The organism is Klebsiella sp. JN_Kp127 (assembly GCF_040062505.1).
Classification (GTDB): Bacteria; Pseudomonadota; Gammaproteobacteria; order Enterobacterales; family Enterobacteriaceae; genus Klebsiella; species Klebsiella quasipneumoniae.
This window is the reverse complement of sequence record NZ_JBEAHS010000031.1, coordinates 55,323-75,157: the sequence shown is the minus strand read 5'-3', so window position 1 is coordinate 75,157 and position 19,835 is coordinate 55,323. Positions and strand designations below refer to the sequence as shown.

At 57.7% G+C, this 19,835-nt stretch carries 19 protein-coding genes; 9 read left to right on the top strand and 10 right to left on the bottom strand.

The genetic code is table 11. The features are described from left to right. Positions 1 to 76: 76 nt before the first annotated feature. Both ABLV04_RS08795 and pyk read left to right on the top strand, forming a co-directional pair. The gene (locus ABLV04_RS08795) at positions 77 to 982 is read left to right on the top strand and encodes a MurR/RpiR family transcriptional regulator (RefSeq protein ID WP_072096624.1); all 906 of its coding nucleotides are present in this window, start codon (positions 77 to 79) and stop codon (positions 980 to 982) included. A 125-nt stretch (positions 983 to 1,107) separates the two neighbouring features. Then, a complete protein-coding gene (pyk, locus tag ABLV04_RS08790; protein ID WP_348815608.1) occupies positions 1,108 to 2,550 on the top strand; it encodes a pyruvate kinase in 1,443 nt (480 codons plus the stop codon). A gap of 63 nt (positions 2,551 to 2,613) precedes the next feature. Here pyk and ABLV04_RS08785 read toward each other — a convergent pair whose 3' ends face one another. Then, positions 2,614 to 3,948, bottom strand: coding sequence for a 2-hydroxycarboxylate transporter family protein (locus ABLV04_RS08785; RefSeq protein ID WP_023290245.1), 1,335 nt, complete (start codon positions 3,946 to 3,948; stop codon positions 2,614 to 2,616). Between the two features lie 416 nt (positions 3,949 to 4,364). On the opposite strand from ABLV04_RS08785, the gene ABLV04_RS08780 reads away from it, so the two are divergent. The 3 genes from ABLV04_RS08780 to dcuR all read left to right on the top strand — a co-directional run bounded on the left by ABLV04_RS08780 (position 4,365) and on the right by dcuR (position 7,830). After that, a complete protein-coding gene (locus tag ABLV04_RS08780; protein WP_117129022.1) occupies positions 4,365 to 5,312 on the top strand; it encodes an AEC family transporter in 948 nt (315 codons plus the stop codon). Between the two features lie 62 nt (positions 5,313 to 5,374). Then, positions 5,375 to 7,060 carry an NAD-dependent malic enzyme gene (locus ABLV04_RS08775; RefSeq protein ID WP_117129023.1) on the top strand — a complete coding sequence of 562 codons (1,686 nt, stop codon included), beginning with the start codon at positions 5,375 to 5,377 and terminating at the stop codon, positions 7,058 to 7,060. Between the two features lie 53 nt (positions 7,061 to 7,113). After that, positions 7,114 to 7,830 carry a two-component system response regulator DcuR gene (dcuR, locus tag ABLV04_RS08770; RefSeq protein WP_110237394.1) on the top strand — a complete coding sequence of 239 codons (717 nt, stop codon included), beginning with the start codon at positions 7,114 to 7,116 and terminating at the stop codon, positions 7,828 to 7,830. A gap of 30 nt (positions 7,831 to 7,860) precedes the next feature. Here the strand turns inward: dcuR and lpxM are convergent, their stop codons facing one another. From lpxM to znuA, 3 genes are all read right to left on the bottom strand, one after another. Next, positions 7,861 to 8,832: a lauroyl-Kdo(2)-lipid IV(A) myristoyltransferase gene (gene lpxM, locus ABLV04_RS08765; protein ID WP_017900217.1), complete on the bottom strand. Its 972-nt coding sequence runs from the start codon at positions 8,830 to 8,832 to the stop codon at positions 7,861 to 7,863. A 117-nt stretch (positions 8,833 to 8,949) separates the two neighbouring features. Next, entirely contained in the window at positions 8,950 to 10,269 is a 1,320-nt protein-coding gene (gene mepM, locus ABLV04_RS08760) for a murein DD-endopeptidase MepM (RefSeq protein WP_180265576.1), read from the bottom strand. A gap of 15 nt (positions 10,270 to 10,284) precedes the next feature. Beyond that, positions 10,285 to 11,229: a zinc ABC transporter substrate-binding protein ZnuA gene (gene znuA / locus ABLV04_RS08755; protein WP_048336020.1), complete on the bottom strand. Its 945-nt coding sequence runs from the start codon at positions 11,227 to 11,229 to the stop codon at positions 10,285 to 10,287. A gap of 78 nt (positions 11,230 to 11,307) precedes the next feature. Here znuA and znuC point away from each other — a divergent pair, with 78 nt between their 5' ends. Both znuC and znuB read left to right on the top strand, forming a co-directional pair. Next, positions 11,308 to 12,060 carry a zinc ABC transporter ATP-binding protein ZnuC gene (gene znuC, locus ABLV04_RS08750; protein WP_004203406.1) on the top strand — a complete coding sequence of 251 codons (753 nt, stop codon included), beginning with the start codon at positions 11,308 to 11,310 and terminating at the stop codon, positions 12,058 to 12,060. Continuing rightward, positions 12,060 to 12,845, top strand: coding sequence for a zinc ABC transporter permease subunit ZnuB (gene znuB / locus ABLV04_RS08745; RefSeq protein ID WP_023290252.1), 786 nt, complete (start codon positions 12,060 to 12,062; stop codon positions 12,843 to 12,845). The genes znuC and znuB overlap by 1 nt, the downstream gene beginning before the upstream one ends. 62 nt (positions 12,846 to 12,907) lie before the next feature. Here the strand turns inward: znuB and ruvB are convergent, their stop codons facing one another. From ruvB to aspS, 6 genes are all read right to left on the bottom strand, one after another. After that, a complete protein-coding gene (ruvB, locus tag ABLV04_RS08740; protein WP_004148860.1) occupies positions 12,908 to 13,918 on the bottom strand; it encodes a Holliday junction branch migration DNA helicase RuvB in 1,011 nt (336 codons plus the stop codon). Between the two features lie 8 nt (positions 13,919 to 13,926). Next, entirely contained in the window at positions 13,927 to 14,538 is a 612-nt protein-coding gene (ruvA, locus tag ABLV04_RS08735; protein WP_002911454.1) for a Holliday junction branch migration protein RuvA, read from the bottom strand. Between the two features lie 79 nt (positions 14,539 to 14,617). Next, positions 14,618 to 15,139, bottom strand: a complete 522-nt coding sequence (ruvC, locus tag ABLV04_RS08730; RefSeq protein WP_004203412.1) for a crossover junction endodeoxyribonuclease RuvC — start codon at positions 15,137 to 15,139, stop codon at positions 14,618 to 14,620. A 34-nt stretch (positions 15,140 to 15,173) separates the two neighbouring features. Then, complete coding sequence (locus ABLV04_RS08725) at positions 15,174 to 15,914, bottom strand: YebC/PmpR family DNA-binding transcriptional regulator (protein ID WP_002911459.1); 741 nt, start codon at positions 15,912 to 15,914, stop codon at positions 15,174 to 15,176. A gap of 27 nt (positions 15,915 to 15,941) precedes the next feature. Then, positions 15,942 to 16,385: a dihydroneopterin triphosphate diphosphatase gene (gene nudB, locus ABLV04_RS08720; protein WP_002911477.1), complete on the bottom strand. Its 444-nt coding sequence runs from the start codon at positions 16,383 to 16,385 to the stop codon at positions 15,942 to 15,944. A gap of 1 nt (position 16,386) precedes the next feature. After that, a complete protein-coding gene (gene aspS, locus ABLV04_RS08715) occupies positions 16,387 to 18,174 on the bottom strand; it encodes an aspartate--tRNA ligase (RefSeq protein WP_023290254.1) in 1,788 nt (595 codons plus the stop codon). Between the two features lie 267 nt (positions 18,175 to 18,441). On the opposite strand from aspS, the gene ABLV04_RS08710 reads away from it, so the two are divergent. Both ABLV04_RS08710 and ABLV04_RS08705 read left to right on the top strand, forming a co-directional pair. Beyond that, on the top strand, positions 18,442 to 19,008 hold the full coding sequence (locus ABLV04_RS08710) for a hydrolase (RefSeq protein ID WP_032453393.1): 567 nt from the start codon (positions 18,442 to 18,444) through the stop codon (positions 19,006 to 19,008). After that, the gene (locus tag ABLV04_RS08705) at positions 19,005 to 19,823 is read left to right on the top strand and encodes a DUF72 domain-containing protein (RefSeq protein WP_332079439.1); all 819 of its coding nucleotides are present in this window, start codon (positions 19,005 to 19,007) and stop codon (positions 19,821 to 19,823) included. The genes ABLV04_RS08710 and ABLV04_RS08705 overlap by 4 nt, the downstream gene beginning before the upstream one ends. Positions 19,824 to 19,835: the final 12 nt, after the last annotated feature.

The window sequence follows — 19,835 nt, the reverse complement described above, 5'->3', positions numbered from 1 at the left end:
TTTCCCGTCATTCCTCACCGCTTGCGCTTGCGGAGGGGTATATTCTTGCTAAAACGCCCGATGATTTCACCCATTAATGAAATCGTTTCCATTGATGAGCGCCCTGTTACTAATGAACATGCTGGAAAAAATCCAGTCCCGACTGGAACACCTTAGCAAATCTGAACGCAAAGTGGCGGAAGTGATCCTTGCCACCCCCGCGCAGGCCATTCATTCGAGCATCGCCGCCCTCGCTCTTGAGGCCGGGGTGAGCGAACCGACCGTCAATCGCTTTTGCCGCAGTCTCGAAACCCGCGGCTTTCCTGACTTCAAACTGCATCTCGCCCAGAGCCTTGCGCACGGCACACTCTATGTTAACCGCAATGTTGATGAAGACGACAGCGTTGAGTCATACACGGGAAAAATATTTGAATCGGCCATGGCGAGTTTAGATCAGGTCCATCATTCTCTCGACATGTCGGCAGTGAATCGCGCGGTGGATCTCCTGACTCAGGCCAAAAAAATCGCCTTTTTCGGCCTGGGCTCTTCGGCGGCGGTCGCTCATGACGCGATGAACAAATTTTTCCGCTTTAACGTGCCGGTCATCTATTCCGACGACATTGTCCTGCAACGCATGAGCTGTATGAATTGCGATGACGATGATGTGGTGGTGATTATCTCGCATACCGGAAGGACCAAGAGCCTGGTGGAGCTGGCGCAGCTGGCCCGTGAAAACGATGCCATGGTGATCGCCCTCACCTCCCCCGGCTCGCCGCTGGCCCGGGAAGCCACGCTGGCCATTACCCTGGATGTGCCGGAAGATACCGACATCTATATGCCAATGGTCTCGCGTCTGGCCCAGTTGACCGTCATTGACGTGCTGGCGACTGGCTTTACCCTGCGCCGGGGAGCAAAATTCAGAGATAACTTGAAGAGGGTCAAGGAAGCGCTGAAGGAATCGCGTTTTGATAAAGAACCGTTCGTACCCAGTGATAATCAATAAAAGTTGATAACAAGCAGTACCCCATTACACCTTCGATAACGATCCGGCTGTGCGACGTTGCAGGCTGGCGCTACCGAATCCATGTTCACGCAACACCAAAGTTGTATCAGTCAACGGAGTATTACATGTCCAGAAGGCTTCGCAGAACCAAAATCGTTACTACCTTAGGCCCGGCTACTGACCGCGATAACAACCTGGAAAAAGTTATCGCCGCGGGCGCAAACGTAGTGCGTATGAACTTCTCTCACGGCACCCCGGAAGATCATCAGCTCCGTGCCGATAAAGTGCGTGAGATTGCGGCAAAACTGGGCCGTCACATAGCCATCCTCGGCGACCTCCAGGGACCAAAAATTCGCGTATCGACCTTTAAAGAAGGCAAAATTTTCCTCAACGTCGGCGACAAATTCCTGCTCGACGCCAACCTCGGCAAGGGCGAAGGCGACAAAGAGAAAGTCGGAATCGACTATAAAGGCCTGCCGGCGGACGTCGTGCCTGGCGATATCCTGCTGCTCGACGATGGTCGCGTGCAGCTGAAAGTCCTCGAAGTTCAGGGGATGAAAGTGTTCACCGAAGTGACCGTCGGCGGCCCGTTGTCCAACAACAAAGGGATTAACAAGCTGGGCGGCGGCCTGTCTGCCGAAGCGCTGACTGACAAAGACAAGGCCGATATCGTCACCGCCGCTAAAATTGGCGTCGACTATCTCGCCGTCTCCTTCCCGCGCTGCGGCGAAGACCTGAACTACGCCCGTCGCCTGGCGCGCGATGCCGGTTGCGATGCGAAAATCGTCGCCAAAGTCGAGCGCGCGGAAGCCGTCTGCGATCAGGACGCCATGGACGACGTGATCCTCGCCTCCGATGTGGTGATGGTTGCCCGCGGTGACCTCGGCGTCGAAATCGGCGATCCGGAGCTGGTGGGCATCCAGAAAGCGCTGATTCGTCGTGCGCGTCAGCTGAACCGTTCCGTCATCACCGCCACCCAGATGATGGAGTCGATGATCACCAACCCGATGCCGACCCGTGCGGAAGTCATGGACGTGGCCAACGCCGTGCTGGATGGTACCGATGCGGTGATGCTCTCCGCGGAAACCGCTGCCGGTCAGTACCCGTCGGAAACCGTGGCCGCGATGGCGCGCGTCTGTCTGGGCGCCGAAAAAATCCCGAGCCTCAATGTCTCCAAACACCGTCTGGACGTCCAGTTCGACAACGTGGAAGAAGCGATTGCCATGTCGGCGATGTATGCCGCCAACCACCTGAAAGGCATCACGGCCATCATCACCATGACCGAATCGGGCCGTACCGCGCTGATGACCTCGCGCATCAGCTCCGGTCTGCCGATTTTCGCCCTGTCCCGCCACGAGCGCACCCTGAACCTGACCGCCCTCTACCGCGGGGTGACGCCGGTGTTCTTCGACAGCCAGAATGACGGGGTGGCCGCTGCGCACGATGCCGTCAATCTGCTGCGGGACAAAGGCTACCTGGTCTCCGGCGATCTGGTGGTCGTTACCCAGGGTGACGTGATGAGCACCATCGGCAGCACCAACACCACGCGTATCCTCACCGTCGAGTAAGCCTCGGTCTCTACCTGCCAGCGCTACGGCTGGCAGGTATTTTTTTGCCCAACGCCCGGCAGGCTACACCATCCAGCTCAGCAATAGCGTCGCAGCGATCACCGTCGACGCCCCACCGATACGCGTCGCAATCTGTGCAAACGGCATCAATCCCATGCGGTTTGAGGCCGAGAGAATGGCGACATCCCCCGTTCCGCCCAGCCCGCTGTGGCAGCTGGTAACGATGGCGGCTTCCACAGGATACATATTAAGACGTGAAGCGATAAAGAACCCGCTCAGCGCCATGGCAATGACAATGGAGCCGCACACCACGACGTAGCCAACGGAGAAGACCGAGACCACGCTCTCCAGCGGTACATACAGCATGCCCAGGCCGATCATCAGCGGCCACACCAGCGCGGCGGAGACGAACTTGTAGCAACTGTGCGCCCCCAGCTCCATCGCCGCCGGGATAACTTTTGTATATTTGCAGAATACCGCCGCCAGAATCATCAGAACCGGCCCCGGAATATGCACCACCTTCTCCAGCAGACCGCCGATGATGAAAAAGGCGCAAATCATCAGCAACCCGGCGCCCATGAGTTGAAAATCGGTGGGCTGCGTACTCTGATTCTGCGCAAAGACGCTATTATCTTCATGGCTGCGGATCAGCATCCCGTTGCCGGACAGCGCCGGGCGACGAGCGCCCATGCGGGCCAGAAAGCCGGCGCAGATAATGGCGAAGATGTTACCCACCACCGCCGCCGGCGCCAGTTGAGCCACGTAGGCATCTGGCGCCTGTCCGAGGATCGCCGAATAAGCCAGCGACAACGGCAGGATCCCTTCGCCGATGCCTCCGCCGATAATCGGCACAATGATAAAGAAGAAGGTGTGATACATACTGTAGCCGAATAAGCTGCCCACCAGCAGGCCGGTTACGATTGCCGCGCCGGTTCCGACCACCAACGGGACAAACATGCGCACCATCCCCTGGATCAGAATCGTGCGGTTCATGCCAAGGATACTGCCGACCACCAGGCAGGCGATGACGAAATAGAGGAGATTGGCCTCCTTCATCAGCAAATGCACGGTATCGAGCGTATGCGCTTCAAATACGCCAAAGTAGACCAGCACTGAGGGCGTCATCAGACACAAAATCGCCGGACCTCCAATATCTTTTAACACCGGCACCATGCGGCCAATTTTCGCCAGTGCGAACCCCAGGGTCATGATGACCGCCAGTCCGCCAATCATGTTTTTTGGCAACAACCCCGCGCCAGCGGAGAGCGCCACTATCGCGGCGATACCTATAAACAGCGTTAACGGCACGGCGCCGACTTCGATATTGGCGAAAAGTCGAGTCGCTTGCCCGTTCGGCAACGTTTTATCTATCGGGTGGTTGAGTGAATTATTTTTCATATTTTTACCTGAATAATAAGGAGGTCACGTAGGGTCAGGATGCAATATTAAAATCGCGCAGCACTATGAACTAAAAAGCACTAAACGCCGTATCAACTAAATACACCGAAACGGTAGCACAGGACTTTAAAACTAAAAACGACAACCGTATTAACGCTGCCGGCTTTGTGACTGAGCCATAAAGTTTATTTTAAGTAATTTAATTTATTATCGCGAAGCTAAAGTTATCGCCAGCTAAAATAATGAACTCTGTTAATACAACGCAATGATTTAATAATCTTTTCTCTATTTGTAAGTAAAGTAGCCAAGGCGAAATTATTTAAAGCCAGATGACTGTGATGGCTATCACCTTTTAAATATTAGGGGATCGTTAGATTGGCAGCACAACAACCCGATAATATATGTCAGGACATTTTATGCCTTCACTGCTCTTGCAATCTCTTTTCCCGTTGGTATTTATCATGCTGCTCGGATGGCTTAGCGGCAAACTCGGCTATACCCGCCGTGAGGACGCCTCCGTTCTTGCCACGGTGGTTATCCGCTTTGCCCTTCCTTTTCATCTTTTTATCGGCGCATTACATACCAGCCCGGATAAAATAAAAAACTTCACCTTTATGGCGGTGCTGGTTATTGGTCTGATGGGGTCGTATTTTCTTACGCTACTGATCTCGCGCTACGTTTTTCGTCATGATATTAAAACCAGCGCGATTCAGTCGCTGGTTTGCGCCTTCCCCGATATGGCCTACTTTGGCGCTCCCGTGCTGGCGGTGCTGATAGGTCCGGAGGGCTTTCTCGGGGTGCTTATCGGAAACCTGGTGACCAGCGTGTTGATGATCCCTCTGACCATCATCCTGATCCGCATGGGAGACCAGCCCGGAGACGCTGAGGCTCCCCAGCTCCACGCCGGGCAGTTGATCCTGCAAAACCTGCATAACGCCGTGCGAAATCCCATTGTCTGGATCCCCATTTCCGGGGTGCTGCTCAGCCTGGCCGGGATCCAGCTGCCGCCTCTGCTCAGCGTGCCCGTCGAAATGGTGGGTAAAATCGCCGGCGGTCTGTCACTGTTCGCCCTTGGGCTGCTGTTTTACGGTGAACGTCCGACGGTCAATATTCAAACCTGCACCAACATTAGTATTAAAAACCTGATCCAGCCGGCCATGATGGCGCTGGCCGGGCTGGCCTTTGGCCTCAGTCATACCCTGATGCAACAGGTTATTGTCATTGGTGCGACGCCTTCCGCTATCGCGGCGGGGATGTTTGCCCTGCGCAGCGATACCTATATTGAACCCGCCTCATCTTCTATTTTGCTGGGCACCGCCATCGGCGTAGTCACCGAAGGCGTCATGATTTATCTCATTTCGTAATCACAGAAATAAAACACCAAGACATCAGGCAATGTTTTAATTTGATATTCAGGAGTCATGTAATGTTAGCCACAGAAACCTTATACACCCCCTATAACGGTGCTGTCCTGCTGGAAAACCCGTTATTAAATAAAGGCCTCGCGTTTACGGAAAGCGAACGCGCAGCGTTTAATCTTCAGGGACTGTTACCGCACAATGTGGAAACCATTGAGGAACAAACCGAGCGCGCATGGGGTCAGTTTTGTCAGTTCAAAAAAAGCATTTCGCGCCATATTTATCTCAGAAATATTCAGGACACAAACGAGACGTTATTCTATAACCTGCTGCGCAGCCATATGAAAGAGACGCTGCCCATCATTTATACCCCGACGGTGGGTGAAGCGTGCGAACACTTTTCAGAAATATATCGCCGGGGACGCGGCCTGTTCATCTCCTGGCCCAACCGTCACCATATTGACGAGATGCTGCAGGGGTTTTCCCGCAACGATATCAAAGTCATCGTGGTAACCGATGGCGAGCGTATTCTGGGGCTGGGCGACCAGGGGATCGGCGGTATGGGGATCCCCATTGGCAAACTCTCGTTATATACCGCCTGCGGGGGCATTCACCCGGCATCAACGCTGCCCATTATGTTAGATGTCGGGACCAACAATCCGCAGCATCTTGAGGATCCGCTGTATATGGGCTGGCGACATCCGCGCATCAGCGATGAGCAGTACCTGGAGTTTATGGACATGTTTGTCCATGCCATTCAGCAGCGCTGGCCGAATGTCTTGCTCCAGTTTGAAGATTTTGCCCAAAAGAATGCCACGCGACTGCTCAACCGCTATCGACACCAGCTGTGCTGTTTTAACGATGATATTCAGGGAACCGCCGCCGTGACCTCGGGAACCCTGATCGCCGCCGCTGCCGCCGCCAGGACGTCGCTCCGCGACCAGCGGGTGGTTTTCCTTGGCGGCGGTTCGGCCGGATGCGGCATTGCGGAAAAAATCATTGCGCTGATGGTGGATGATGGGCTCTCAGAAACGGAAGCACGTCGCCGCATCTTTATGGTTGACCGCTTTGGTCTGCTGACTGATGAGATGCCTGATCTGCTCAATTTTCAGCGCGAGTTGGTCACCCCCCGAGCCAGTATCGCCCACTGGGATACCGAGGCGGCCCAGCTGTCGCTGATGGATGTCGTACGCAACGTCCACCCTACCGTGCTGATCGGCGTGTCAGGCCAGCCGGGGCTGTTTAGCGAAGAGATAGTGAAAGAGATGCATCGGCACTGCACGCGTCCGATTATTATGCCGCTCTCTAACCCCACCTCCCGAGCCGAGGCCCAGCCGAAGGATCTGCTGGAGTGGACCCGGGGTAGCGCGCTCATCGCCACCGGCAGCCCGTTCGACCCTGTCTTCTATGACGGCAAAACCTACGACATTGCCCAGTGCAACAACGCCTATATTTTCCCCGGTCTGGGGCTGGGGATCCTTGCCAGTAAAGCCGAGCGCGTCACCGAAGCAATGCTTATCACCTGCAGTAAAACGCTGGCCGCCCACTCGCCTCTGGCGACCCGCGAAACCGGCGGTTTACTGCCGCCGGTAGAAGAGATCGAGATGATCTCACGGGCTATTGCCGCAGAGGTCGCCCGCGCGGCTCAACTGGACGGCGTAGCGCCGCAGATTGATGAAGCGCAGCTGGCGGCGAATATCGATAAAACCTTCTGGCGAGCGCGCTACACCGCGTATAAACGTTCGTCATTGTGATCGCTCATCTCGCGGGAAGCCGGCTGGCTTCCCGCCACTCGGGGGAACCACCCATGTTCAATGTGCTGATTGTCGATGATGATCCTATGGTGGCCGAACTGAACCGGTTGTTTATCAGCCAGGTAGCTGATTTTCACTGCTGCGGAGTCGCGGCGACGATCGCCGATGCCAACGCGATGCTGAGCCATCTGGCGCCGATCGATCTGCTGCTGCTGGATGTCTATATGCAACAGGAGAGCGGCCTGGACCTGCTGCCGGCGCTTCGCGCTGATGGGCGGAATATTGATGTCATCATGATGACGTCCGCCGCCGATGCGCTCACCGTGCAGACGGCGCTGCGCTATGGCGTGGTTGATTACCTGATTAAACCGTTTCAGTTTCCGCGCTTTGAGGAAGCCCTGCGAACCTGGCGCAATAAACGCGATGCGAAGCAAGCGAAATCCTGCTACGCCCAGGCGGATATCGACACCCTGCTACGCCGCGGGGTTCAACAACAGGACGGCCCCCGCCGCTTGCCGAAAGGGCTGACGCCGCAAACGCTTCGACTGGTGTGCCGGTGGATAATCGCTCATCAGGCGCGAGATTTTTCAACCAATGAGCTGGCGGCGGCACTGCAGATCTCCAGAGTTTCATGCCGCAAATACCTGATATGGCTGGAGCAGATCAACGTGCTCTACACCAGCAATCACTACGGTATCACCGGCCGACCGGAGTATCGTTACCGGCTTGCGGCTGAGAACATGATGTTGCTGACGCAATATAGCCAGTGAGCCGGGAATGCCCACTGGCGCGCCTGCAGACTACTTCTTAGGGTACAGCTCTTTACGTTTGTAGGGCTCGATTTCACCCGGCTTGCGCGTCTTCAGCAGCTTCAGGATCCAGGTGTACTGCTCGGTGTGCGGCGTAACAAACACCTCCACCTCTTCGTTCATCCGCCGGGCGATCGTTGTATCGTCAGCGTCCAGCAGATCGTCCATCGGCGGGCGCACCAGCACCGTCAGGCGATGCGTTTTGCCATCGTAGACCGGGAACAGCGGAACGACGCGAGCGCGGCATACCTTCATTAAACGGCCAATCGCCGGCAGCGTGGCCTTATAGGTCGCGAAGAAATCCACAAACTCGCTGTGCTCGGCGCCGTGATCCTGATCGGGGAGATAGTAGCCCCAGTAACCCTGGCGCACCGACTGAATAAACGGTTTGATCCCGTCGTTGCGCGCGTGCATCCTTCCGCCAAAACGACGACGTACGGTATTCCACACGTAATCGAAGACCGGGTTACCCTGGTTGTGGAACATCGCCGCCATCTTCTGCCCGCCGGAGGCCATCAGCATCGCCGGGATATCCACGCCCCATGCGTGCGGGACGAGGAAAATCACCTTTTCATTATTGCGCTGCAGCTCGTCGATGATCGCTTTACCCTGCCAGTCGACGCGGGCGAGAATTTTCTGCGGATCGCGCAGGCCCAGCTCGGCCATCATCACCATCGCCTGCGGCGCCGAGGCGTACATGGCGTCGATGATCGCTTCCCGCTCATGCTCGCTTTTTTCCGGGAAGCAATACAGCAAATTAATCTGCGCCCGGCGGCGCGAGCTTTTCGCCAGACGCCCGACCAGACGACCGAGTTTGCCGAGAAGCGGATCGCGAAAGGAAGGCGGCGTCAGCGCAATACCGGCGAAGGCAAAGACCCCCAGCCAGGCGCCCCAGTAGCGCGGCAGTAAAAAAGATTTTTCAAACTTAGGGATAAACTCAATATTATTTTTTTTCGTTTCCATGCCCAATCCGCAGATCGACTGCTTAATCAAGATAATGGGATAGTGTAGCGAGACGTTGGGTATCCTACAAAATAAAAAGCCGGCGCCCTGGGGCACCGGCTTTCCACTGACCGGTGGTTAGTCAAACCGCAGCTGCGGAACGACCTCTTTGACCTGCGCCAGATAATCGGTACGGTCGGAACCGCTCAGCCCTTCAGTACGCGGCAATTTCGCCGTCAGCGGGTTGACCGCCTGCTGGTTGATCCACACTTCGTAGTGCAGGTGCGGCCCGGTTGAGCGTCCGGTATTCCCCGACAGCGCAATACGATCCCCGCGCTTCACTTTCTGCCCCGGCTTCACCAGCAGCTTACGCAGGTGCATGTAGCGAGTGGTATAGGTACGGCCGTGGCGGATGGCCACGTAAAACCCGGCGGCGCCGCTACGCTTGGCCACCACCACTTCGCCATCACCCACCGCCAGCACCGGCGTTCCCTGCGGCATCGCGAAATCGACGCCACGGTGCGGCGCGACGCGCCCGGTGACCGGGTTCAGACGACGCGGGTTAAAGTTAGAGGAGACGCGGAACTGACGCGCCGTCGGGAAGCGCATAAAGCCTTTCGCCAGCCCCGTCCCGTTGCGGTCGTAGAATTTTCCGTCTTCGGCACGGATGGCAAAGTAGTCCTTCCCGTCAGAACGCAGACGCACGCCAAGCAGCTGGCTTTGCTCGCGTTTGCCGTCAAGCATTTCGCGCGACATCAATACCGAGAACTCATCGCCTTTCTTCAGCTTACGGAAATCCATCTGCCACTGCATGGCCTTGATCACCGCGCTGATTTCCGTGCTGGTCAGCCCGGCATCGCGCGCGCTGGAGACAAAGCTGGCGCCGACGGTGCCTTTCAGCACGCTGTTGACCCAGTCGCCTTTCTGCAGCTCGCTGCTCATTTTAAAGCCGTTAGCCACGCGGGTGTAGGTGCGGGTTTCGCGGCGGGACATCTCCCAGGTCAGACTCTGCAGATCGCCGTCGGCGGTCAGGGTCCAGGAGAGCTGCTGGCCAATCTTCAGATTACGCAACTCTTTATCGGCGGAGGAGAGCTGGGCGATATCACCCATATCGATACCGTACTGGTTCAGGATGCTGCTGAGGGTATCGCCGGTCGACACTACGTATTCGTGCCCGCCGGCATCGCTATCGGCTTTTTCGTCGAGTTCATCCTGAGGAATGGCTTCTTCTTCCTGCGGGGCCTGGTCGATCGGCTCGGAGGCTTCCGGCAGCAGGGAGCGGATCTCGCTTTTTTCCAGTTCAATGGTTCTGACGATGGGGGCGGATTCCGGGTGGTAAATGTAGGGTCGCCAGACGGCGACCGCTAAGGTAAGAACGCTAAGCGACCCCAGCATGACGCGATGAGGTCGTGGCAGATTGTTAAATGCCTGAGTGACAGCGCGGGCTATCTGTTGCACGTATTCACTTCCTCGTTAATCTCCTTTCAGGCAGCTCGAATACTGATTCGCCAGCTGGGTGAGGAATTGCGGGTAACTCGCTTTACCCAGCTTAATTCCGCTACCCAGTGGATCCAGGGTCCCCATGCGCACAGACGTGCCCCGGGCAACAGCTTCGATAACCGCTGGCCTGAACTGTGGCTCAGCAAAAACGCAAGTGGCTTTCTGCTCAACCAGTTGTGTTCTGATTTCGTGTAAACGCTGCGCACCGGGCTGTATTTCAGGGTTGACGGTAAAATGCCCCAGCGAGGTCAAACCGTAGTGTTTTTCAAAGTAACCGTAGGCGTCATGAAAAACGAAATAGCCCTTTCCTTTCAGCGGTGCCAGCTCATTGCTAACCTGCTTGTCGGTCGCCGCCAGCGCGGCCTCGAACTGCTGCAGGTTGCTGTCGAGTTTGGCTCGACTCTGCGGCATAAGTTCCAATAATTTATCGTGGATTGCAACCGCCGAAAGCCGCGCTATCTCTGGGGATAACCACAGATGCATATTGTAGATACCGTGATGGTGATCGCCGTCACTTTTTTCCGCTGCGCCATGGTCATGACCATGATGATCGTCATCGTCGTCAGCGCCGGTCATCAGCAGCGGTTTGACCCCATCCAGCTCTGCGATAGTCACCTTTTTATTCGCCGCAATGCTTTGCGTCGACCTATCCATAAAGGCTTCCATTTCCGGACCGATCCACACCACTAAGTCTGCGTTCTGTAAGCGTTTTACATCGGAAGGACGGAGAGAATAATCATGCTCGGAGGCGCCATCGGGCAGCAGCACCTGGGTGTCGGTAACCCCATCGGCGATAGCCGCCGCGATAAAGCCCAGCGGTTTCATGGAAGTCACCACGGCGGCACTGGCCTGCGGTACCTGTGCGAACAAAAAAACAGCGCCAAGTCCAGCGCAAAGAAGCGTATTTTTATGTAACATAATGCGTCTAGTCATCGAAACGAGTGAGTGTGATGTGATATTATAACATTCACTAGCTTGTGCAACCCCTAAATGATTATGACAAACCTTGTAACGCTGGAAAATGTCTCGGTGGCCTTTGGCCAACGCCGCGTGCTGTCTGACATCTCGCTGGCTCTCACGCCAGGCAAAATATTGACCCTGCTGGGCCCCAACGGCGCCGGCAAATCGACGCTTGTGCGGGTGGTTCTGGGGCTGGTAGCACCGACAGAGGGTGTTATCAAGCGCGAAGAACGCCTGCGGATAGGCTATGTGCCGCAGAAACTGCATCTCGACGCCACGCTGCCGCTGACCGTCAGCCGCTTCCTGCGTTTGCGTCCGGGCACCCGCAAAGACGACATCCTGCCGGCGCTGAAGCGCGTGCAGGCCGGGCATCTGATCGACGCCCCGATGCAAAAACTTTCCGGCGGAGAAACCCAGCGCGTGCTGCTGGCTCGCGCCCTGCTCAATCGCCCGCAGCTACTGGTGCTGGATGAACCGACCCAGGGCGTCGACGTCAATGGCCAGGTTGCGCTCTACGATCTTATCGACCAGCTGCGCCATGAGCTGGACTGCGCGGTGCTGATGGTCTCCCACGACCTGCATCTGGTCATGGCCAAAACCGACGAGGTATTGTGCCTGAACCAGCATATCTGCTGCTCCGGCGCACCAGAGGTCGTCTCAATGCATCCGGAGTTTATCTCCATGTTCGGCCCACGCGGCGCGGAACAGCTGGGGATCTACCGCCATCACCATAATCACCGCCACGATCTTCAGGGGCGAATTGTACTGCGTCGGGGAAACAGCCGCTAATGATTGAACTTTTGTTACCTGGCTGGCTGGCCGGGATGATGCTGGCCTGCGCCGCCGGCCCGCTGGGCTCCTTTGTGGTCTGGCGCCGTATGTCCTATTTCGGCGACACGCTGGCGCATGCCTCGCTGCTCGGCGTCGCTTTCGGTTTACTGCTGAACGTCAATCCGTTTTATGCGGTGATCGCCGTCACCCTGCTGCTGGCCGGCGGGCTGGTATGGCTGGAAAAACGGCCGCATCTGGCGATCGATACCCTGCTGGGCATCATGGCGCACAGCGCGCTCTCCCTGGGGCTGGTGGTGGTCAGTCTGATGTCTAACGTCCGCGTCGATCTGATGGCGTACCTGTTCGGCGATCTGCTGGCGGTCACCCCGCAGGACCTGATCGCCATTGCCATGGGCGTGGTGATTGTGATTGGCATTCTGCTCTGGCAGTGGCGGAATCTGCTGGCGATGACCATCAGTCCGGACCTGGCGTTTGTCGATGGCGTGAAGCTGCAGCGGGTCAAGCTGCTGTTGATGCTGGTCACCGCCCTGACTATCGGCGTGGCGATGAAGTTCGTCGGGGCGCTGATCATCACTTCCCTGCTGATTATCCCGGCCGCCACCGCCCGCCGTTTTGCCCGCACGCCGGAGCAGATGGCCGCCGTGGCGGTGGGCGTGGGCATGCTGGCCGTCACCGGCGGGTTAACCTTCTCGGCTTTCTACGACACGCCGGCCGGTCCATCGGTGGTGCTGTGCGCCGCGGCGCTGTTTATTCTCAGCATGACGAAAAAAGCCGCCAGCTAAAAATGAAAAACCCGGTCGCGCTGCTGACCGGGTCTTCCGATGAACGACACATCCGTAGCGAACTACGGCATCTCCGGCGGCGTAATCCCGAAATGATTCCAGGCGCGCACCGTCGCCATTCTTCCCCGCGGCGTACGCTGCAGAAAACCCTGCTGAATTAAGTAGGGCTCCAGCACATCTTCAATGGTTTCCCGCTCTTCGCCAATCGCGGCGGCGAGGTTATCCAGCCCCACCGGTCCGCCGAAGAACTTATCTATCACCGCCAGCAGCAGCTTGCGGTCCATATAGTCGAACCCTTCCGCATCGACGTTGAGCATATCCAGCGCCTGGGCGGCAATGTCGGCGGAGATGGTGCCGTCGTGGCGCACTTCCGCGAAGTCACGCACCCTACGCAGCAGACGGTTGGCAATACGCGGCGTGCCGCGTGAACGGCGGGCCACTTCCAGCGCACCCTCGTCGCTCATCTCCAGCCCCATATGGCGGGCGCTGCGGCTGACAATATGCTGCAGATCGGGGATCTGATAGAACTCCAGACGCTGCACGATGCCAAAGCGGTCGCGCAGCGGCGAAGTCAATGAACCGGCCCGGGTGGTGGCGCCGATCAGGGTAAACGGCGGCAGGTCGATTTTAATCGAGCGCGCCGCCGGACCTTCGCCAATCATGATATCCAGCTGGTAATCTTCCATTGCCGGATAGAGCACCTCTTCCACCACCGGCGAGAGGCGATGGATCTCATCGATAAACAGCACATCATGCGGTTCAAGGTTGGTGAGCATCGCGGCGAGATCGCCCGCTTTCTCCAGCACCGGGCCGGAGGTGGTACGCAGATTCACCCCCATTTCATTGGCGACGATATTGGCCAGGGTGGTTTTCCCCAACCCTGGCGGGCCAAAAATCAGCAGGTGATCGAGGGCGTCGCCGCGCAGCTTCGCCGCCTGGATAAAAATCTCCATCTGCGAACGCACCTGCGGCTGGCCGACATACTCTGCCAGCAATTTTGGGCGGATGGCGCGGTCAGCGGCCTCTTCGAAGCCGCTGCTGTCTGCCGATACCAGCCGGTCTGCTTCAATCATCCCTTACCTCACAACGCGGCGCGCAGCGCTTCGCGGATTAGCGTTTCACTGTTGGCGTCCGGACGCGCGATCTTGCTGACCATCCGGCTGGCCTCCTGCGGTTTATAGCCCAGCGCGACCAGCGCGGCAACCGCTTCCTGCTCGGCATCGTCCGCCGTCGGGCCTGCCGGTGAGGTCAGTACCAGATCGGCGGCCGGGGTGAACAGATCGCCGTGCAGCCCTTTGAAGCGGTCTTTCATCTCAACGATCAGGCGTTCAGCGGTTTTTTTGCCAATCCCCGGCAGCTTCACCAGCGAGGCGACCTCTTCCCGCTCAACGGCGTTGACGAACTGCTGCGCCGACATGCCGGAGAGGATCGCCAGCGCCAGCTTTGGCCCTACGCCGTTGGTTTTGATCAGTTCTTTAAACAGGGTACGTTCCTGTTTGTTGTTAAACCCATACAGCAGCTGGGCATCTTCACGCACCACAAAGTGGGTGAAGACAATCGCCTCCTGCCCGGCCTCCGGCAGCTCATAGAAGCAGGTCATTGGCATGTGCACTTCATAGCCGACGCCCGCCGTTTCCAGCAACACCAGCGGGGGTTGTTTTTCGAGAATGATGCCTCTGAGTCTGCCTATCACGTGGGGCTCCTGCGTTATGGTCTAAGTATCTGGCGGTATCATAAAAAAAGGCTGGATAGATATCCAGCCTGATTTGCGATTATCGTAAGCGCCCTCGCGCCAGATTGAGCCGGGTCTCGCTGATCTGCGCGGCATTCTGGCTGACATGGCAATGGGTGATGGCGATCGCCAGCGCATCCGCCGCATCCGCCTGCGGATTGGCAGGCAGCTTGAGCAGGGTGCGCACCATGTGCTGGACCTGACTCTTTTCAGCGCTGCCGATGCCGACAACCGTCTGCTTAACCTGGCGGGCGGCATATTCAAACACCGGTAACGACTGATTGGTCGCCGCCACGATCGCCACCCCGCGCGCCTGCCCGAGCTTTAACGCCGAGTCGGCATTCTTGGCCATAAAGACCTGCTCAATGGCGAAAAAGTCAGGCTGGAACTGGGTGATGATCTCCGTCACTCCGGCGTAGATCAGCTTCAGCCGCGACGGCAAATCGTCCACTTTGGTGCGGATACAGCCGCTGCCAAGGTAGCTCAGCTGCCGGCCAACCTGACGGATCACGCCATAACCGGTAACGCGCGACCCCGGGTCAATGCCGAGAATAATAGCCATCACGCGCCTCCGGTTAACCGTGGATGCGACTGCATCACAGGGTGGCTGCGACCTCGTCGGAGATCTCGCCGTTATGGTACACTTCCTGCACGTCGTCGCAGTCTTCGAGCATATCGATCAGACGCAGCAGCTTCGGCGCCGTCTCGGCATCCATATCCGCTTTGGTGGACGGGATCATCGAGACTTCGGCAGCGTCGGCTTTCAGGCCAGCGGCTTCCAGCGCGTCGCGCACGGCGCCCATCTCTTCCCAGGCGGTGTAGACGTCGATCGCGCCGTCGTCATAGGTCACCACGTCTTCAGCGCCAGCTTCCAGCGCCGCTTCCATGATGGTGTCTTCATCGCCTTTCTCGAAGGAGATGACGCCTTTTTTGCTGAACAGGTAGGAGACGGAACCGTCGGTGCCGAGGTTACCACCGGTTTTAGTGAAGGCGTGACGCACTTCCGCAACGGTACGGTTACGGTTGTCGGACAGACATTCCACCATCACCGCGGTACCGCCAGGGCCATAGCCTTCATAAATGATGGTTTCCATGTTCGCGTCTTCATCGCCGCCGACGCCGCGCGCGATGGCGCGGTTCAGGGTGTCGCGGGTCATGTTGTTAGACAGCGCTTTATCCACCGCCGCACGCAGACGCGGGTTGGACGCCGGATCGCCGCCGCCCAGACGCGCTGCGGTAACCAGTTCGCGAATGATTTTCGTAAAGATTTTACCGCGCTTGGCATCCTGTGCCGCTTTGCGGTGTTTGGTGTTGGCCCATTTACTATGACCTGCCATAAAAAACTCTCCAAAAAGCGCGCCCTTTCAGGCGGCGTTAATTACAAATTCTTCAATCGCCTGCCGGTTGCTCCACGACTTGGTCAGCGCAGCGGCTTCCGTCGCGCTGACCCAGCGGTAGGCCAGATGTTCGGTAAAGGTAATTTCCCGCTCATGAGGCAGCGCAAGACAGAACCAAAATTCCGTATTACGCTCCACTCCCGGCGCATAGCGATGACGCAAATGAGAAAATATCTCGAACTCCACCGTGCGCTGACAGTCGATTAAGGTCAGTTGCTCGCAGGCAACGTCAATGGCGACCTCTTCCTTTACTTCACGCGCGGCGGCCTGCAGCGCGGTCTCTCCTGCTTCCAGGCTGCCGGTGACCGACTGCCAGAACGCGGGATCGTCGCGCCGCTGCAACATCAGCACCCGTTTGGTATCTTCGGCGTAAATCACCACCAGCACCGAAACGGGCAGCTTAAATGACATATTACTTGTTCTCCAGAGACGCTTTTGCCTCTTTCTCCACAACCTGAATACCCAGTTCACTGAGCGCCGCCGGATTGGCGAAGCTTGGCGCTTCGGTCATCAGGCAGGCGGCCGCGGTGGTTTTCGGGAAAGCGATAACGTCGCGGATGTTATCGGTGCCGGTCAGCAGCATGGTCAGACGGTCAAGACCGAACGCCAGGCCCGCATGCGGCGGGGTACCGTATTTCAGCGCATCGAGCAGGAAGCCGAATTTCTCACGCTGTTCCTGTTCGTTAATGCCCAGAATACCAAATACCGTCTGCTGCATGTCGCCGCGGTGGATACGCACCGAACCGCCGCCGACTTCATAACCGTTAATGACCATATCGTAGGCGTTGGCCACGGCCTCTTCCGGCGCAGCTTTCAGCTCGTCCGCCGTCATATCTTTCGGCGAGGTGAACGGATGGTGCATCGCCGTCAGGCCGCCTTCACCGTCATCTTCGAACATCGGGAAATCGATCACCCACAGCGGCGCCCATTTGCTCTCGTCAGTCAGGCTCAGATCTTTGCCCAGCTTCAGACGCAGCGCGCCCAGCGCGTCGGCCACCACTTTCTTGTTGTCGGCGCCGAAGAAGATCATGTCTCCGTCCTGCGCGCCGGTGCGGTCGAGGATCGCTTCCACGATTTCAGCGGTCAGGAACTTGGCCACCGGGCTGTTGATCCCGTCCATGCCTTTGGCACGTTCGGTCACTTTAATATAGGCCAGCCCTTTCGCGCCGTAGATCTTGACAAAGTTGCCGTATTCGTCGATCAGCTTGCGGGTCAGAGAAGCCCCGCCCGGCACGCGCAGCGCCGCCACGCGCCCTTTCGGATCGTTGGCCGGGCCGGCAAAGACCGCGAACTCCACTGATTTCAGCAGGTCGGCGACGTCCACCAGCTCCATCGGGTTACGCAGGTCCGGTTTATCGGAGCCGTAGCGACGTTCGGCTTCGGCGAAGGTCATGATCGGGAAGTCGCCCAGATCGACGCCTTTAATCTCCAGCCACAGCTGACGCACCATCGCTTCCATGATCTCACGCACCTGCGGCGCGGTCATAAAGGAGGTTTCCACGTCGATCTGGGTAAATTCAGGCTGACGGTCGGCACGCAGGTCTTCATCGCGGAAGCATTTGACGATCTGATAGTAGCGGTCGAAGCCGGACATCATCAGCAGCTGTTTGAACAGCTGCGGCGACTGCGGCAGCGCGTAGAATTTGCCTTTATGCACGCGGGAAGGCACGAGGTAATCGCGGGCGCCTTCCGGGGTGGCTTTGGTCAGCATCGGGGTTTCGATGTCGAGGAAGCCATGGTCATCCATAAAGCGGCGCACAAAGCTGGTGATTTTCGCGCGGGTTTTCAGACGCTGCGCCATTTCCGGACGACGCAGGTCGAGGTAGCGGTATTTCAGACGCGCTTCTTCGGTGTTGACGTGATTGGAGTCCAGCGGCAGCGATTCTGAGCGGTTAATGATCGTCAGATCGGAAGCCAGCACTTCGATAGCGCCGGTGGCCATGTCCGCGTTGATGTTTTTCTCTTCACGCGCGCGAACGGTGCCAGTGACCTGAATGCAGAACTCATTACGCAGTTCAGAGGCTAACTTCAACGCATCCGCACGATCCGGATCGAAAAACACCTGAACGATGCCTTCGCGGTCGCGCATATCGATAAAAATGAGGCTACCGAGATCGCGACGGCGGTTGACCCAACCACACAGAGTCACCTGCTGCCCAACGTGGGACTGTCGAAGCTGTCCGCAATATTCTGTACGCATGAGATATCCCTTAACTTAGCCGTCGGCGGATTGTCGTCTGCCCTGCAGGCGACGAGGTCGCAGCTTTAGCTGATGTCACAACTGAATGAAAAAAGGCGGCTATTATACTGGAAATTCTGTCGTTCGATAAGTCCGACGCACGATGTACGCTGCTTTGCTGCGCGCTTAACGTCCACACTCACATAAATTAACAAAATTTGTTACCCTTTTGCTGAAGCCGCAAAGGTATTGTAGCCGCCTGACAACAGATGAAGATACGGGGATACCATGTTAGAACTCAATGCGAAAAACACGGCGCTGGTGGTGATCGATCTGCAGGAAGGCATTTTGCCTTTTGCCGGCGGCCCACATCGGGCTGACGAGGTGGTGGCGCGCGCCGCCCGCCTGGCAGACAAGTGCCGACAACAGGGTTCGCCGGTCATCATGGTCCGCGTCGGCTGGTCGGCCGATTTCGCCGAAGCGCTGAAACAGCCTGTCGACGCGCAGGCCGGGGCGCATACGCTGCCTGAGAACTGGTGGACCTATCCGGCCACGCTGGGTAAGCAGGAGAGCGATATCGAAGTGACCAAACGCCAGTGGGGCGCGTTCTATGGCACCGACCTTGAGCTTCAGCTGCGTCGCCGCGGTATCGACACCATTATTCTCTGCGGCATCGCCACCAACATCGGCGTCGAATCTACCGCCCGCAACGCCTGGGAGCTGGGTTTTAACCTGGTCATTGCCGAAGATGCCTGCAGCGCCGCCTCCGCCGAGCAGCATCAGGGCAGCATGACGCATATTTTTCCGCGCATCGGCCGCGTGCGCAGCACCGAGGAGATCCTCGCCGCGTTATGATTTATATTGGGCTTCCCCAGTGGTCGCACCCGAAATGGGTGCGCCTTGGCATCACCAGCCTTGAAGAGTACGCCCGCCACTTCAATTGCGTCGAGGGCAACACCACCCTGTATGCGCTACCGAAGCCGGAGATTGTCGCCCGCTGGTACGAGCAGACCCACGATGACTTCCGCTTCTGCTTTAAATTCCCGGCGACTATCTCGCACCAGGCCGCCCTGCGCCACTGCGACGATTTAAGCCGTGAATTCTTCACCCGCCTGGCGCCGCTGGCCTCGCGCATCGGCCAGTACTGGCTGCAGCTGCCGGCGACCTTCGGCCCTCGCGATCTCCCGGCGCTATGGCATTTTCTCGACGCACTGCCGAAGGATTTCACCTACGGCGTCGAAGTTCGTCACCCCGAGTTCTTCGCCAAAGGGGAAGCGGAACAGCAGCTCAACCGCGGGCTGCACCAGCGCAGCGTCAACCGCGTGATCCTCGACAGCCGCCCGGTCCATAGCGCCGCGGCCACCAGTCCGGCGATGATCGACGCGCAACAAAAGAAACCGAAGGTGCCGGTGCATGCGGTGATGACCGCCCGGCAGCCAATGGTGCGCTTTATCGGCGGCGACGATATGGTCCATAACCGGGAACTGTTTCGCGTCTGGCTGCAGACGCTGCCGAAATGGCATCAGTCAGGGACGCCGTGGCTGTTTCTGCATACTCCCGATATTGCCTACGCGCCGACGCTGGTCGATACCCTGTGGGGCGATCTGCGCACCGCCCTGCCGGCGGCAGGAAATGCGCCGTCGATTCCGCAGCAATCTTCTCTTTTCTGATATCCTGCTATC